This window comes from Paracoccus angustae, assembly GCF_042648745.1.
GTDB classification, from domain to species: domain Bacteria; phylum Pseudomonadota; class Alphaproteobacteria; order Rhodobacterales; family Rhodobacteraceae; genus Paracoccus; species Paracoccus angustae.
In genome coordinates this window covers 1-13,790 of sequence record NZ_JBHRXY010000027.1, presented here as the reverse complement: position 1 = coordinate 13,790, position 13,790 = coordinate 1, and the positions used below count along the sequence as shown (strand labels likewise).

15 protein-coding genes and 1 tRNA gene are annotated in these 13,790 nt (G+C 67.2%); 14 read left to right on the top strand and 2 right to left on the bottom strand.

All coding sequences use genetic code 11. The annotated features are described in order from the left end of the window. Positions 1–136 precede the first annotated feature (136 nt). Entirely contained in the window at positions 137–1,534 is a 1,398-nt protein-coding gene (locus ACFOM8_RS18255; protein ID WP_377763628.1) for a helix-turn-helix domain-containing protein, read from the bottom strand. 175 nt (positions 1,535–1,709) lie between these two features. Between ACFOM8_RS18255 and ACFOM8_RS18250 the strand changes: the two genes are divergently transcribed. From ACFOM8_RS18250 to ACFOM8_RS18200, 11 genes are all read left to right on the top strand, one after another. Beyond that, positions 1,710–2,969 carry a short-chain fatty acyl-CoA regulator family protein gene (locus ACFOM8_RS18250; protein WP_377763627.1) on the top strand — a complete coding sequence of 420 codons (1,260 nt, stop codon included), beginning with the start codon at positions 1,710–1,712 and terminating at the stop codon, positions 2,967–2,969. A gap of 76 nt (positions 2,970–3,045) precedes the next feature. Further along, a complete protein-coding gene (locus ACFOM8_RS18245; protein ID WP_377763626.1) occupies positions 3,046–3,402 on the top strand; it encodes a response regulator transcription factor in 357 nt (118 codons plus the stop codon). 5 nt (positions 3,403–3,407) lie between these two features. Next, entirely contained in the window at positions 3,408–3,689 is a 282-nt protein-coding gene (locus ACFOM8_RS18240; protein WP_377763624.1) for a hypothetical protein, read from the top strand. Beyond that, a complete protein-coding gene (locus tag ACFOM8_RS18235; protein WP_377763623.1) occupies positions 3,679–6,330 on the top strand; it encodes an ATP-binding protein in 2,652 nt (883 codons plus the stop codon). Before ACFOM8_RS18240 ends, ACFOM8_RS18235 begins: the two co-directional genes overlap by 11 nt. 41 nt (positions 6,331–6,371) lie before the next feature. Continuing rightward, positions 6,372–7,463 (top strand): FliM/FliN family flagellar motor C-terminal domain-containing protein, encoded by a 1,092-nt coding sequence (locus ACFOM8_RS18230; RefSeq protein WP_377763621.1) that lies wholly within the window; start codon positions 6,372–6,374, stop codon positions 7,461–7,463. 86 nt (positions 7,464–7,549) lie between these two features. Further along, positions 7,550–7,768: a translation initiation factor IF-1 gene (gene infA, locus ACFOM8_RS18225; RefSeq protein ID WP_036636451.1), complete on the top strand. Its 219-nt coding sequence runs from the start codon at positions 7,550–7,552 to the stop codon at positions 7,766–7,768. Positions 7,769–7,781: 13 nt separating this feature from the next. Beyond that, positions 7,782–8,390: a Maf family protein gene (locus tag ACFOM8_RS18220; protein ID WP_377763620.1), complete on the top strand. Its 609-nt coding sequence runs from the start codon at positions 7,782–7,784 to the stop codon at positions 8,388–8,390. Further along, positions 8,387–9,436, top strand: coding sequence for a ribonuclease E/G (locus tag ACFOM8_RS18215; protein ID WP_377763618.1), 1,050 nt, complete (start codon positions 8,387–8,389; stop codon positions 9,434–9,436). The genes ACFOM8_RS18220 and ACFOM8_RS18215 overlap by 4 nt, the downstream gene beginning before the upstream one ends. Continuing rightward, a complete protein-coding gene (locus ACFOM8_RS18210) occupies positions 9,436–9,651 on the top strand; it encodes a DNA gyrase inhibitor YacG (RefSeq protein ID WP_377763617.1) in 216 nt (71 codons plus the stop codon). The genes ACFOM8_RS18215 and ACFOM8_RS18210 overlap by 1 nt, the downstream gene beginning before the upstream one ends. A 39-nt stretch (positions 9,652–9,690) precedes the next feature. Further along, positions 9,691–9,766: transfer RNA gene (locus ACFOM8_RS18205), tRNA-Phe, on the top strand. 454 nt (positions 9,767–10,220) lie between these two features. After that, complete coding sequence (locus ACFOM8_RS18200) at positions 10,221–11,228, top strand: hypothetical protein (protein ID WP_377763616.1); 1,008 nt, start codon at positions 10,221–10,223, stop codon at positions 11,226–11,228. A gap of 270 nt (positions 11,229–11,498) precedes the next feature. Here ACFOM8_RS18200 and ACFOM8_RS18195 read toward each other — a convergent pair whose 3' ends face one another. Further along, positions 11,499–12,587 carry a hypothetical protein gene (locus tag ACFOM8_RS18195; RefSeq protein ID WP_377763614.1) on the bottom strand — a complete coding sequence of 363 codons (1,089 nt, stop codon included), beginning with the start codon at positions 12,585–12,587 and terminating at the stop codon, positions 11,499–11,501. A 40-nt stretch (positions 12,588–12,627) separates the two neighbouring features. Between ACFOM8_RS18195 and ACFOM8_RS18190 the strand changes: the two genes are divergently transcribed. From ACFOM8_RS18190 to ACFOM8_RS18180, 3 genes are all read left to right on the top strand, one after another. After that, entirely contained in the window at positions 12,628–13,119 is a 492-nt protein-coding gene (locus ACFOM8_RS18190; protein WP_377763613.1) for a hypothetical protein, read from the top strand. Between the two features lie 117 nt (positions 13,120–13,236). Then, positions 13,237–13,464, top strand: coding sequence for a helix-turn-helix transcriptional regulator (locus ACFOM8_RS18185; RefSeq protein WP_377763611.1), 228 nt, complete (start codon positions 13,237–13,239; stop codon positions 13,462–13,464). A 60-nt stretch (positions 13,465–13,524) separates the two neighbouring features. Continuing rightward, a complete protein-coding gene (locus ACFOM8_RS18180) occupies positions 13,525–13,677 on the top strand; it encodes a transcriptional regulator (protein ID WP_377763609.1) in 153 nt (50 codons plus the stop codon). Positions 13,678–13,790 lie beyond the last annotated feature (113 nt).

The window sequence follows — 13,790 nt, the reverse complement described above, 5'->3', positions numbered from 1 at the left end:
TGGTTCCAGTCCGCGCGGGGTAAACCGCATGTGTGCCTTCCTGGCAACAGCCGGACGGCTTTCGGTTCCCGCCATGCGCGGAACCTCGCCCCGGCGGGCAAGAAACCGCCGATAAACACAAGATGTTGCTTCCACGTCACGAGATTTCATAGGGAAGGGGTCCGTTCCGGTCCGCGGGAATTCGCAGGGGCCGGTCGATGGGCGGCACCGACCGTTGGTGGCAGTCGGGGCGCGGGCAGATGCGGCAGGAAATGCCGATGGGCTCGAAGGCGCGGGGCTTGGTCAGATCCAGCCCGTCGGCGTAAACGACGCTGCCCGCGTGGCCCACCTCGCAGCCCAGGCCGATGGCGAAGCGGCGCACCGGGGCGTTGAAGGCGCCCGCGTGCTTGGACACGTCGCGCGACATCAGCAGATAGCGCACCCCGTCGGGGGTTTCGGCCAGCTGGCGCAGGAAACGGCCCGGCTGCTCGAAGGCCTGGTGGACGTTCCACAGGGGGCAGGCGCCGCCGAAGCGGGCGAATTGCAGGCGCGTGGCGGAATGGCGCTTGGTGATGGTGCCCGCCTGATCGACGCGGACAAAGAAAAAGGGCACGCCCTTGGCGCCGGGGCGTTGCAGCGTGGACAGCCGGTGCGCCACCTGTTCCAGCGAGGCGCCGAACAGATGCGACAGCCGTTCGAGGTCGTGCCGCTCGGCCTGGGCGGCCGACAGGAAGGCGCGATAGGGCATCAGCGCCGCCCCCGCGAAGTAGTTGGCAAGGCCCACGCGCGCCACGTCGCGGGCGGTCTGGCTGCGGAAGCGCGCCAAATCCAGCGTCGCGTCCAGCAGGTCGGCCTGCCGTTCCAGCGCGACAAGATGCAGCAGCTGAAACACCTGCGTCGGCCGTTCGGCGGCGGCGTTGACCTGAATATCGCTTCCGTCCCGCCGGAAGACGGCATTGGCGGGCAGTTCCGTCCGCGTCACGCGGATGCCGCGCTGCGCAAGCGCCGCCACGCCCGCGTCCCACGGATCCAGCCGCTGGCCCGCCGGACAGGCGAAACGTTCCGCCGCCCGGTCCACCGCGTCGATATAGTTGTCGCAGTAATGGAAGAAGTCGCGCACCTCCTCCCACGGGGTGGACAGCGCGTTCTGGCCGGATGCGCCGATCGCCTCGTCCAGCGCGGCCAGGCGTTCCTGGCCCTGGCGATAGGCGCGGTACAGATCCAGGAAGGCGCGGGCCAGCACCGGCGCGTTGGTCGCGGCCAGCCGCAGGTCGGCCAGGGGCGGGACCGCGTCGAACAGGGGATCGGCCAGCGCCTCCTGCATGTCGATGACCATGCGTTCGGCGTCGCCCGCCGCCAGCGTGGACAGATCCACCCCGAATTCCTGCGCCAGCCGCACCAGCACCCCCACCGAGATCGGGCGGTGGTTGTTTTCCATCTGCGACAGATAGGGCAGGGACACCCCCAGCCGTTCGGCGAACCGCTTTTGCGTCAGCCCGCTGCGCGCGCGCGTTTCGCGCAGCGAGGTGCCCGCATAGATCTTCTGAGTGGCCATGACGCTTCCCCCCGTTTGCAAAGGCTGCTCTAGCCTTTGCAAAGCGGACCCGGCAAGGGCCTTGGCCGGGAAAAGGGGGATGGCGGGCGGCGGCATCATGGCCCCATCCTGGCGCACAAAGCCTAAGATATGGTTGCCGCTTGCGCCCCGGGCCCGCCCGGGCTTTGATCGGGCCATGAAGCAGCATGGCGGCAGCCGCATCCTGACCGGAACCCGCATCCGCGAACGCCGCCTGGCGTTGTCGCGGCGGCAGGCGGAGGTGGCGCGGGCGGCGGGGATTTCCGCCGCCTATCTGAACCTGATCGAACACAACCGCCGCCCCGTGGGCGACCATCTGGTTCTGCGCCTTGCCGCCGCGCTGGAGGTTTCGGCCACCGAACTGGCCGAAGGGCGTGAGGAGGCGCTGATCGCCGCCCTGCGCGAGGCGGCGGTGCGCCTGCCCGACGATGCCGCCCCCGAGGTGGACCAGGCGCCCGAACTGCTGGCCCGCTTTCCCGGCTGGGCCGGGGCGGTGATCGCCCTGGCGCGCCGGGCCGACGCGCTGGAACGCCAGCTTGTCACGCTGTCCGATCGGATGACGCAGGATCCCTATCTGCTGACCACCCTGCACGAGGTTCTGTCCGCCGTCACCTCGGTCCGCTCCACCGCCTCGATCCTGGCCGAAGGGGGCGAGATCCCGCCCGACTGGCGCGCGCGCTTTCACGCCAACCTGGACGCGGACAGCCTGCGCCTGTCCTCCACCGCGCAGGCGCTTGTGGCCTATCTGGACAGCTTCGACACGCAGGGCGCGATCTTCACCCCGCAGGAAGAGGTCGAATCCTGGCTTGCCGCGGGCGCCCCCCCGGTCGAGGAAGCGGGCGATCTGGCGTCCGACGCCGCGCGGGCCATGGCGCGGACCCATCTGCAACGGATGGAGGAAGAGCGCGCGGCCTTGCCCGACGCCGCGCTGGCTGCGGCCGCGGCCGAGGATCCCGACCCCCTGCGCATGGCCGCCCGGCTGCGCGTTCCGCTGGATCTGGTCATGCGGCGGCTGGCGGTGCTGAAGCCCGCGGGCTTCGAATCGGCGGGGCTGCTGGTTTGCGACGGATCGGGGGCGCTGACGCTGCGCCGCCCCGCGCCCGGCTTTCCGCTGCCGCGCCCCGGCGACGCCTGCCCGCTGTGGCCGCTGTTCCAGGCCCTGGCCGCGCCCCAGACCGCCATCGCCAACCTGGTCGAGGCGCCTTCGGGGCGGCGCTTCCGCACCCTGTCGCTGGCCACGCGCGACCAGCCGCTGGGCACGGGGGGCCCGGTTCTGACCCGCGCGCAGATGCTGATCCTGCCCGACGGACCCGGATCGCCCGTCCGCCCGGACCTGCTGATCGGCCCCGCCTGCCGCATCTGCCCGCGCGCCGGCTGCGTTGCCCGGCGCGAACCCTCGATCCTGGCCACGGCCTGAAGACAGGCTTTGACAGCCGTGACCTCGGCGTCACATTATCGGGACAAATGCCCGAGGGAGAGGGGGCCCCGGCGGTATGCTCGACATCCTGATGATCGAGGACGAACCCAACATCGCCGAGGCGGTGCGGTTCATCCTGACCCGCGAGGGCTGGCAGGTGGGGCTGCATGGCGACGGGTTGGGCGGGATCGAGGCGATCCGCAGCGAAAAACCCCGGCTGGTGATCCTGGACGTGATGCTGCCGCACCGGTCGGGAACCGAGATCCTGGCCGAGTTGCGCGGCGACCACGATCCGGGGCTGGCGGCGACGCCGGTGCTGATGCTGACCGCGCGGGGGCAGGCTTCCCTGACCCTGCCGCAGGCCGACGCGGTGCTGGCCAAGCCCTTCGCCAATGACGAGTTGCGCATGATGGTGCGCCGGATGCTGAACTGACCGCCGTGTCGGACCGGCCCTTGTTCCTTGAACGCGCCTCGTTCCGCCGCAGGCGGTTGGGCGATGCGGCCCGGGTGCTGCCGGTGCTGGCGGCGGTGCTGATTCTGGTCCCGGTCTGGTGGACGCCCGCCCTTGTCAGCTTTGCCGGGGGCGCGGTCTGGCTGTTCGGCATCTGGGCCGCGCTGATCGCAGCCGTCTGGGCGCTGCACCGCGCCCTGGCCCGGGCCGATGCCGCCACCCTGCGCGCCAGCCGGGCCATCGCGCAGGACGACGACCATGCCCTTTGAGGCGCTGGTCGCGGGCTGCCTGCTTTATGTCGCGCTGATGTTCGGCGTGGCCTTCGCCGCCGACCGCGCCGCCTCGCGGGGCAGGGTGCGCTGGCTGGACCATCCGGCGGTTTATACGCTGTCGCTGTCGGTCTATTGCTCGGCCTGGACGTTTTACGGCGCGGTGGGCTACGCCAGCCGCTCGGGACTGGAATTCGCCACGATCTATCTGGGGCCGACGGTGGTCTTCACCGGCGCCTGGTGGGGGCTGCGGCGGCTGGTGCGGGTCGCGCGGATGCACCATGTCACCTCCATCGCCGACCTGATCTCGGCCCGGTTCGGCAAGTCGAACCGGCTGGCCGCCCTTGTCACGCTGATCGCGCTGATCGCGGCCACCCCTTACGTCGCGCTGCAACTGCAATCGGTCAGCCTGTCCTTCGAGGTCTTCGCGACAGACAGCCTTGCCGACATCCCCATGGCCGGGGGCGGGGGCACGGCGCTGTGGGTGGCAGGGGGGCTGGCGCTGTTCACCATCCTGTTCGGCACCCGCAACCTGGCAGCCGACGAACGCCACCACGGCGTCGTCACCGCCATCGCGCTGGAGGCGCTGGTCAAGCTGATGGCCTTTCTGGCCCTGGGCGTCTTTGTCGTCTGGGGACTTGCCGACGGTCCCGCCGACATGCTGGACCGCATCGCGCGGCGCCAGAACGATCCCGGCTGGATCCTGAAACCCGACCGCTGGACCGCCTTGATCATCGTGTCCGGCGCGGCCGTTATCGCGCTGCCGCGCATGTTCCAGGTGCTGGTGGTCGAGGCCGCGGACGAGGACCGCCTCGCCACCGCCGGATGGGCCTTTCCGGCCTATCTGTTCGCCATGTCGCTGTTCGTGCTGCCCATCGCCGTGATGGGCCAGCAGCTTCTGCCCGCCGACGCCAACCCGGATCTGTATGTCCTGACGCTGCCCGCCGCATCGGGGCAGAACTGGCTGGCCTTTCTGGTCTTTCTGGGGGGATTCTCGGCGGCGACCTCCATGGTGGTGGTTTGCACCATCGCGCTGGCGACCATGATCTCGAACCACTGGCTGGTGCCCTTGTGGCTGATGCTGCGCCGCAAGCCGCAAACGGACGACCCCGAGGATTTGCGCGGCTTCGTCCTGAACGCCCGGCGGCTGGCGATCCTGGCGGTGATGGCGGTGGGATGGGCCTATTACCAGGCCACGGGCGGCACAACGGCGCTGGCGGCGATGGGGCTGGTGGCGTTCACCGGCATGGCGCAGGTGCTGCCCGCGATGATCGGCGGCCTCTTGTGGCGCGGGGCCAACCGGCGGGGCGCCTATGCCGGGGTGGGCTGCGGCTTCCTGCTGTGGCTGGCGATGATCTTCCTGCCCTCGGTCGGGATCGGGGCGCCCCCGCCGGTGCCGCGGGGGGTGGACCCGCTGGCCTTCGCGATCTTCCTGTCGCTGACGGTGAACACGCTGGCCTTTGTCGGCCTGTCGATCTTCGGGATGCCCGATCCGGTCGAACGGCTGCAAGGCCTGTCCTTTGTCAGCGCCGTGGATCCGATCCGCCACAGCAGCCTGGCGCGCAGCGCCGACGGGGCCGAGCCCCTGCTGGTCATGGCCCGCCGCGTCTGGGGGGCCGAGGACGCGCTGCGCTTCTTCCGCTCCGAGGCGGCGTTCCAGGGCAAGTCCGGCTATCTGCCCGACCTGACCCCGCGCTTCCTGACCCGGCTGGAACGGCGGCTGGCGGGATCCATCGGCGCGGCCACCGCGCACGCGATGATCGACAGCGTGGCGGGCGGGGCGGAACTGACCGTGTCCGACCTGATGCAGGTCGCCACCGAGGCGCAGCGCGCCAAGGAGGAAACGCAGCGCCTGGAAAACGCCACGGCGGAACTGGCCCGCACCGCCCGCCAGCTGCGCGAGGCGAACGACAAGCTGACCGCCCTGTCCGTGCAGAAGGACGCCTTTCTGGGCCAGATCAGCCATGAGCTGCGCACGCCCATGACCTCGGTCCGGGCATTTTCGGAAATCCTGCGCACGCCGGACCTGCCCCCGGCCGACCGCGACCGCTTCGCCAAGATCATCTACGACGAGGCCGGTCGGCTGACCCGCCTGCTGGACGATCTGCTGGATCTGTCGGTGCTGGAAAGCGGCCAGGCGCAGCTGTCGATCACGCCCGCCAACTTGCACGACCTGATTGAACGCGCGCTGTCGGCGGCCTCGGCCACCCGCCCCGAGCGCGTCTTTCGCGTGGACCGGGAACCGCTGGCCGAATATGTGGGCGTGATCACCGATCCCGACCGGCTGTTGCAGGTGCTGATCAACGTCATCAGCAACGCGCGCAAGTATTGCGACGCCGAACCCCCCGTTCTGGCGATCCGCGTCCGCCGGACCCTGCGCGGCGGCGCGCAGATCGACATCATCGACAACGGATCGGGGATCGAGACCGCGCGCCAGGCCCTGATCTTCGAGAAATTCGCCCGCCTGAACGATCCGGCGCGGGCCGGGGGCGCGGGCCTGGGCCTGGCCATCTGCCGCGAGATCATGGCCAACCTGGGCGGCGAGATCACCTATCTGCCCGGCCAGGGTGGCGCGGCCTTCCGCATCGTGCTGCCGCGCCGCCCGCCCGTCCCGGTCAACGCGGGGCTGCGGCGCGCGTAAACGCTTTTTCAACCGCTTCCTGCCAGGGTGAAGGCCAGGCAATGGACGATTCGGGGATGATCATGGCGCAAACGGGTCAGGCGGGACGGCTGCGGGCGCTGTTGCAGGCGCGCGCGGGGGCCGGCACGGGCAAGCCCGCGCGGCTGCCGCAGCCGCAGCCCTTGTCGCCCGCCCGCGCCGCCGCCAACGCGGTCGCCCGCGCCGCCGAACGGCTTTACCGCATGCCGGTGCTTCCCGTGGACATCAGGCCCGGCGCCGTCACGCTGGCCGAACTGCCCGAACTGCTGCCGGAACAATCCCTGCTGGTGGTTCTGCAAGGGCCGGGCGACCAGATCGGCGCCATGGCCCTCGGGTTCGAGACCGTGACCGCCCTGATCGAGGTGCAGGCCCTGGGCCGCGTCACCGCGCGCCCCGCCGAACGCCGCCGCCTGACCCGCAGCGATGCCGCGATCTGCGTCGATTTCGTCAACGCCCTGATGGCCGAACTGGGAACCGAGATGGCTGCGGTCGAGGGCTTCGGCCCCCTTGGGGCTTATCGCTATGCCACCCATCTGGACGATCCCCGTCCCCTGATCCTGATGCTCGAGGATCGGCCTTATCGCAGCCTGTCCTTCGATCTGCGCTTCGGCGGGGCCGAGACGCGCGACGGCCGCATCCTGGTCGCCCTGCCGCACAAGGCCGAGGCGCGCCCCGCCGAGCCACGGCCCGCCACATCCGCCACGCCCGCCGCGCCCGCGGGAACGCCCCCCGGCGCCAGCCTTGCCAGTGCCATGGCCGCCGCCCCCGTCGAGGTGGTGGGCGTTCTGTGCCGCCGCACCGTCACCTTGGGCGAATTGCGGGCCCTGGTGCCCGGCAAGCTTCTGCCCCTGCCGCGCGTCACCCTGGCCGAGGCGCGGCTGGAAACCCGCGACGGCCAGTTGCTGGCCATCGGCAAGCTGGGCGAGGCCGAGGGCTGCCATGCCCTGCGCCTTCAGGAATCCTGCCGCCCCGCCGCCGAACAGACGCCCGCCCCGGCCGCCGCGTCTCCGGTCCTGCCGCCCGCCGATCTGTCGGACAAGGATCCGTTCCGCGCCTCCCCCGATCCCCGCGCGATCGCCGGGGCGGCTTCGGCGCGGCTGGCCTCGGGGGCGTGATTCATTCTTTACACTTGAATTCCGGGCCTTCCGGCCGCATCTAACCCCCGTCCCGAATCAGCTGGGGCGATCAGAATGGAGTAACCATGGCCAAGGAAGAAATGCTCGAATTTCCTGGCGTCGTGAAGGAACTCCTGCCGAATGCGACGTTCAGGGTCGAGCTGGAAAACGGCCATGAGATCATTGCGCATATGGCGGGAAAGATGCGGAAGAACCGCATCCGCGTCCTTGCCGGCGACAAGGTGCAGGTGGAAATGAACACCTATGACCTGTCCAAGGGACGGATCAATTACCGCTTCAAGTGACGCGGGCGCCGCAATGACCGCGCCCATGCCGGGACAGGACGGCCCGCGCCTCGTTCTCGGCTCGGCCAGCCCGCGCCGGCTGGAGCTTCTGGCCCAGATCGGCATCGTCCCCGATCAGGTCCGCCACGCCGACATCGACGAAACCCCGCTGAAGGGCGAAAGCGCGCGCGGCTATGTCCGCCGCATCGCCCTGGCCAAGGCCGCGGCCTTGGAGCTAGCCCCCGGCGACGTGCTGCTTTGTGCCGACACCACCGTGGCGGTCGGCCGGCGCATCCTGGGCAAGCCCGCCTCGCGCGCCGAGGCGGCCTTGTTCATGCGCCTCATGTCCGGCCGCCGCCACCGCGTGCTGACCGCCGTTGTCGTGCGCCACGCGGGCAGAACGCGCGAGCGTCTGGTGGAAACGACGGTGCGGATGCGGCCGATCGGGGCGGCCGAACTGGACGCCTATCTCGACATCGGCGACTGGCAGGGCAAGGCGGGCGGCTATGCCATCCAAGGCGCCGCCGCGGCGTTCATCCCCTGGATCCAGGGCTCGTTCTCCTCCGTGGTGGGCCTGCCCTTGTCCGAAACCGCCGCGATGCTGGCGGCAAGCGGAATCACCATGAAGGAGTCTGCGCCATGAAGGGTCGCCAGGTCGTTCTGGGCCAACTGTTCGGCGCCGAGGCCGCCGCGCTTCTGGAGGACGGCCGTCTGGCCGACCTGCTGGTCGATGCCAGCGGGCTTGCCCCCCTTGTCCCCGGCGACATCTGCCGCGGCGTGGTCGAGCGGCTGATGAAGGGGCAGGGCGGGGTCTTCCTGCGCCTGCCCGACGGCCAGCGCGGTTATCTGCGCGACCGCTCCGGCCTGGGCGAGGGTCAGTCGCTGCTGGTTCAGGTCACCGGCGTGGCCGAGGAAGGGAAGGCCGTTCCCCTGACCTCGCGCATTCTGTTCCGCGGCCGCCATGTGCTGGTCACGCCGGGCGCGCCGGGCATCAACGTGTCGCGCCGCATCCGGGACGAGGATCTGCGCGCCGAACTGGAAGCCCTGGGCGCGGCCGCCGCACCCCCAGATGGCACCGGCGTCATCTTCCGCAGCCTGGCCGGATCGGCCGATCCCGACGACATCGCCGAGGAACTGCGCGGCCTTCTGGATCTTTCCGCTCGGATCATGGCAGAGCAGGGGGGGCAGCCCGAGCTGTTGCTGGGCGCGGCATCCCCGCACGAGCAGGCCTGGATGGAATGGGCCGATCCTGAACCCAACGCGGTCGAGGAAGGCGAGGACAGCCTTGCCCGCTGCGGCGTGCTGGAGGCCGTGGATGCGCTGCTGTTGCCCGCCGTTGCCCTGCCGGCCGGCGCCCATGCGGTGATCGAGCCGACCCGCGCCCTGGTTGCCATCGACGTGAACACCGGCAACGACACCAGCCCCGCCGCCGCCCTGAAGGCGAACATCGCCCTGGCCCGCGACCTGCCGCGCCAGTTGCGCCTGCGCGGACTTGGCGGGCAGGTGGTTGTCGATTTCGCCCCGATCCCCAAGCGCGACCGGGCCACGCTGGACCAGGTTCTGCGCGCCGCCTTCAAAGGCGAGTCGGCGGAAACCTCGCTGATCGGCTGGACCACGATGGGTCTTTACGAGATCAACCGCAAGCGCGACCGCATCCCTTTGCAGCGGCTTGCGCAGGGGGGGCGCTGATGGCCTGTCCGATCTGCAACAAGGCCGGCGTGCCCGAATATCGCCCTTTCTGTTCGAAGCGTTGCGCCGACATCGACCTGGGCCGCTGGCTTCGCGGGGCCTATGTGATCCCCGGCCAGCCGCTGGACGATCTTGCCTCGGACGGGGGCCTGGACGGGAATGCGGATGAAAAAAACCGCGCCGGGGGTCTGGACAGTCGCGGCAAGCGCCCGTAAACACCGCGTCACGCCACGCACCGAACGGTGCGCCAGGTCGCCCGGATAGCTCAGTTGGTAGAGCAGCGGATTGAAAATCCGCGTGTCGGTGGTTCGAATCCGCCTCCGGGCACCACAAAATACAACTAGAACAAATGCTTGGTTAGGTTGTGTTGGCTCGCATCAGGGCCAATATGGTTGTGGGTATCATTCGGGTATCATTCACCACGCAGCGACCTGCTACTGAACCTTCGCCCAAAAAGGAACAAAAAAAGAACTTTGTGGCCCTTGTGCCCTTGGCGCGCCATTCCCATATACATGATATGGCGCTCAATTGGGGGCGTTTCAGTTACGTGTTTAAACTGTCAAGGCCAGTTTCGCAGCCGGTGCAAGACGCGAGTTCGATCATTCGGGCTCCTCTCGCCAGCCACGCGGGCGGCTTTGCGGCAATTCGGCAATACCACATTGCCAGTTGTTTCACAGTATACACGACCACGTCGAAGACGAACGCACACCGCAGAACGGCGGGGGCGGAGATGTTAAGGGTCGGTGCGTTGACCCGATGCTCTTGCCCCCTCTCGCGGAGGCCGATGGAAGACGAGTTCGATTTCACCGCCAAGGACCTCAAGCACTATCCGCATTTCGATGCGCCGATCACGCTGAAGGAAATTCGCCACCTCGTCACAGACCCGCAAAGGGTGGCAGCCAATTCCTTCTACCCCTTTTTCCTCTATGAAGAGTCATGGCAGCCGTACCGCTCCACGGATGCGGCCAAGCCCGACAAGAAGACGCGACCGATCCGATACGGCGCGCGGCGAGACGCCTACATCTTTGCCTTCTACCGCCGGAAACTCTCCCGCCTCTATGAAGCGCGCCTCCGGGAGATGGGCATTGAGGATTGCCCGATAGCCTACCGGCAGGTGTTGAAGCCGAGGCTGGGCGGTGGGAAATGCAACATCGACTTCGCCAAGGACGCCTTCGATGAAATCGACCGGCTCGGGGATTGCGTGGCGGTTGCACTCGATATCAAAGGCTACTTCGAGAACTTGGACCACAAGCGGATCAAGAGCATTTGGTGCGACCTTCTGGGCGTTGATGAACTTCCGCCGGACCACTACGCGGTCTTCAAGAATATCACCAAGTATAGATACGTCGATCAGCGCTCTGTCTATTCGCGGCTTCCCGATCTTATTGCGCTGGCATCGAAACCAGCCAGCGAGGAAATCGGCAATGACGATACGCGCGACATGGGCCTTCAACGGCCAGACGAAAATCATCTTGGGCAACTGGCACCGTCTGTGGTGCCTGCTGTTCGGCCCGTTCTACTACCTGTTCAAGGGCATGTTCCTTTGGGCAATCTTGTCGCTGATCACGGCCAACGGCCTGTGGGTCGGCTTCCCCCTGTTCAACCGCGCCATCGTGCTGCGCCACTACCATCGCAAGGGGTGGGTGCAGGAATGACCGGCAGCACCTCTGCCCAAGCAGTTTGCCACCCGAGTGGAACCCGGCACGCGATATCGAAACCCAGCGCGAATGCGGACTGCATGAAAAGGCTCGGCAATTTGGGTCCGGCTTACGCCCGACAGACTGATAGATAGTCACCGTGTCGGTCCGAGGCGATCCGCGCGGCGCTGTCACAGGGCGACCACAGGGGGATGGGGGGAGGCTTTTTTTTTGTCGGCGCGCGCCCTGTGGGCGGACAAGGGGCCATGCATACTGCCGAGATTTTCGGCCCCCAGCCGATTTCAAGACCGTCAAGAACGCCAAGGCCGTCATGCATGTTCGTGGCGATGTTGAGGGTTCGAAGTGCGCCAACAAACACGATGGCGCTGTTGGCGTTCTTGGCGCACTTCATATCCTACCTGTGGTCACTCCTCGTCTGGCAGAGACAAGACCCAGCTTTTGCCCTTCTTCTTCGACACCACGCCCAAGGATCGCCGGGCGCGTTCCAGCGTCTTCTCTGAAATGTCGCGCGCGGCTGCCTCCTTTTCGACCTTGGTCGTGGCCTCTGGCCCGTTCTTGAGAAACACGCGCAGGAACTGGATGGCCTCGTCGAGCGCGGACATTTTGGGCGTGCCCCCCTCGGACGAAATCAGGTCATCGATGGTGATGTCTGATGGCCCCAGCCAGTTTAACGTCGCCATGCCGCCGTCATCGGCGTAAATTTCGTAGCTCTGGCTCTGCCCACGCTTCGCGATGTTGTGCTTGATGTGAACCACCAGCTTGGTCGAACTGTCATTCGGGTGTTCGCACACCAGAAACGCCGACCGTGCCGCGCCGATCACGTCCATCGACCCACCACCCCTATGGATGGCCTTGTCATGCTTGGCCTTGGTCAGGTGCCGGATGATCAGCACGGCCGTCTCGCCGGTTTCGGCAATGTCCTTGAGGAAGGAAAGAAGCTGCCGGATCACGTTCGGCTTATACATGTCCTGCCCACTCGGCACGTAGGCGAACAAGGGGTGCCGCGCAGCCAGCGCACGGGAAAACGCCTCGGCCTCGCTGACATCGTGGCGCGCATCCCAGAGCCAGAGGGCTTGGAAGCGATCAGGCGATGTTTCCCACACGTGGTTGGGCTGTGGTCTATAGGCGTCGGGGTCGCTGTCATCCATGTCGCACCAGCCCAATCGGGATGGCAGGGCGAACGTCCTTCTTCGACGGGCGCGCGAAAACGGGTTCGGGCAGAAGTAGAGGTTGCAATCCCAGCGCGAGTGCGCCCGGAAAAACCTGTTCAGACCCACGATCATCTTGTCTGCGCTGATCGCATGTTCGCGCCAGCGTTCACCATCGGGGTCGGAGGTGGCGACGAAGAGGAAGCTATCCTTCGGCGCGCCTTTCCAAATATCGTGGAGAAAGCCCACCATGCTCTGGTGGATGGCGAAATCGTCGTCGTAGTCCTTGAACGCATGGGGGTGCCCGAAACGCGGGCGACGTTGTGCTTTCACGCTGGAAGGCATGTTCTGTCCTTTCGGAAAATCTGGGAGGGTGGCAGGGCGCTTGGCCGACGGCACCGACGAGGCCCGGGTGCTGACGGTGCTGACGGTGGGCGCGCCAGGCCTGGCGCCCTTGCAGCGCATCCGCTCGGGCGCGGTGGGCACCGGGCTGGCCGAGCCGACCGTGGCCGCGACCCTGACGCTGGCACCCACCGCCCGGATCGTGGTCCCCGCAGGCCTGCCCGCAGGCATTGAAGAACTGATGAAACTCAGAAACCGAACCCGCGATCTTTTCGAGGTCTTGGATGATCGAAAACGAAAAGGCTCGGCGATTTCGCAAGAATTCAAGATCGATTTCGCAAACGCGCTGGCAGACGTTTTTGAACGGTATTTTCCAAACGCGCAGCCGTCACGCGGTGGCTATGACCGAACGCAAAACCCGAGTAGCGAGTATCAGGCTTTTCTAACAGCCTGTGCGCAGGAAGTGTTCGGTGACGGCTTCAAGTTCTCAGGCAACGTCTTGGATGAAGTCGCCAAACTGCGCGGCAACCGATAAACCTACGCATCGAACGCGCAACCTTAGCTACGCCTTTGATTTCGCGTGATTTCAATCTGTCATATGTTGTCCACACATGGGGCCGGCCTCTTTGTCAAACTGACGAAAGGGAAAACCATGAAGGACGAAATACACCTGCGAACGCTCGCCTCCCGCGCTGACCTCAAGCGCCTTGGCATCAACGTGAGCAACACAACCCTGCTGCGCTGGGAGGCCCGTGGGCGCTTCCCTCGGCGTATCAGGATGGCCGGGACCAGCGTTGCTTGGTTCCTGTCCGAGATCGAGGACTGGCTCGCTGACCGCGCCGCCGAGCGCGCCCGCACGCATTACGCAGACGCGGGGTGACCGGCTATGAGGATCATCAAGAAGAGGGGTTATTGTCCCAAATGCCTCGAAGAACTGGGCATGCTGAACAGCCCGGATCATCTGAGGGTGCTGGAAGCCCAAGGCAAGTTTCCTCGCCGGGTCGCCCCTCTCATGTGGGACGCGGACGAGGTTGACGACTGGCTTGAGCAAGTCACGGGCATCCGTCCGCAAAGACCGGTCTGCGACCGCTGACAACAACATCGGTGGGGCGACAGCCGCTTGGGCGCGACGGCGATGGCGTCGCCCGGCACCGGCATGCCCGTCACCTCGTCCAGCCAGATGTTGTAGCGGGTGCCGCGCACGGT

What these genes read in the sequence shown, in the direction of transcription:
- ACFOM8_RS18180 (WP_377763609.1), top strand. Translation starts at nt 13,525, where the DNA reads ATGCTGAACAGCCCGGATCATCTGAGGGTGCTGGAAGCCCAAGGCAAG.
- ACFOM8_RS18215 (WP_377763618.1), top strand. Translation starts at nt 8,387, where the DNA reads ATGAAGGGTCGCCAGGTCGTTCTGGGCCAACTGTTCGGCGCCGAGGCC.
- ACFOM8_RS18200 (WP_377763616.1), top strand. Translation starts at nt 10,221, where the DNA reads ATGGAAGACGAGTTCGATTTCACCGCCAAGGACCTCAAGCACTATCCG.
- ACFOM8_RS18185 (WP_377763611.1), top strand. Translation starts at nt 13,237, where the DNA reads ATGAAGGACGAAATACACCTGCGAACGCTCGCCTCCCGCGCTGACCTC.
- ACFOM8_RS18255 (WP_377763628.1), bottom strand. Translation starts at nt 1,534, where the DNA reads ATGGCCACTCAGAAGATCTATGCGGGCACCTCGCTGCGCGAAACGCGC.
- ACFOM8_RS18250 (WP_377763627.1), top strand. Translation starts at nt 1,710, where the DNA reads ATGAAGCAGCATGGCGGCAGCCGCATCCTGACCGGAACCCGCATCCGC.
- ACFOM8_RS18210 (WP_377763617.1), top strand. Translation starts at nt 9,436, where the DNA reads ATGGCCTGTCCGATCTGCAACAAGGCCGGCGTGCCCGAATATCGCCCT.
- ACFOM8_RS18220 (WP_377763620.1), top strand. Translation starts at nt 7,782, where the DNA reads ATGACCGCGCCCATGCCGGGACAGGACGGCCCGCGCCTCGTTCTCGGC.
- infA (WP_036636451.1), top strand. Translation starts at nt 7,550, where the DNA reads ATGGCCAAGGAAGAAATGCTCGAATTTCCTGGCGTCGTGAAGGAACTC.
- ACFOM8_RS18230 (WP_377763621.1), top strand. Translation starts at nt 6,372, where the DNA reads ATGGACGATTCGGGGATGATCATGGCGCAAACGGGTCAGGCGGGACGG.
- ACFOM8_RS18195 (WP_377763614.1), bottom strand. Translation starts at nt 12,587, where the DNA reads ATGCCTTCCAGCGTGAAAGCACAACGTCGCCCGCGTTTCGGGCACCCC.
- ACFOM8_RS18245 (WP_377763626.1), top strand. Translation starts at nt 3,046, where the DNA reads ATGCTCGACATCCTGATGATCGAGGACGAACCCAACATCGCCGAGGCG.
- ACFOM8_RS18235 (WP_377763623.1), top strand. Translation starts at nt 3,679, where the DNA reads ATGCCCTTTGAGGCGCTGGTCGCGGGCTGCCTGCTTTATGTCGCGCTG.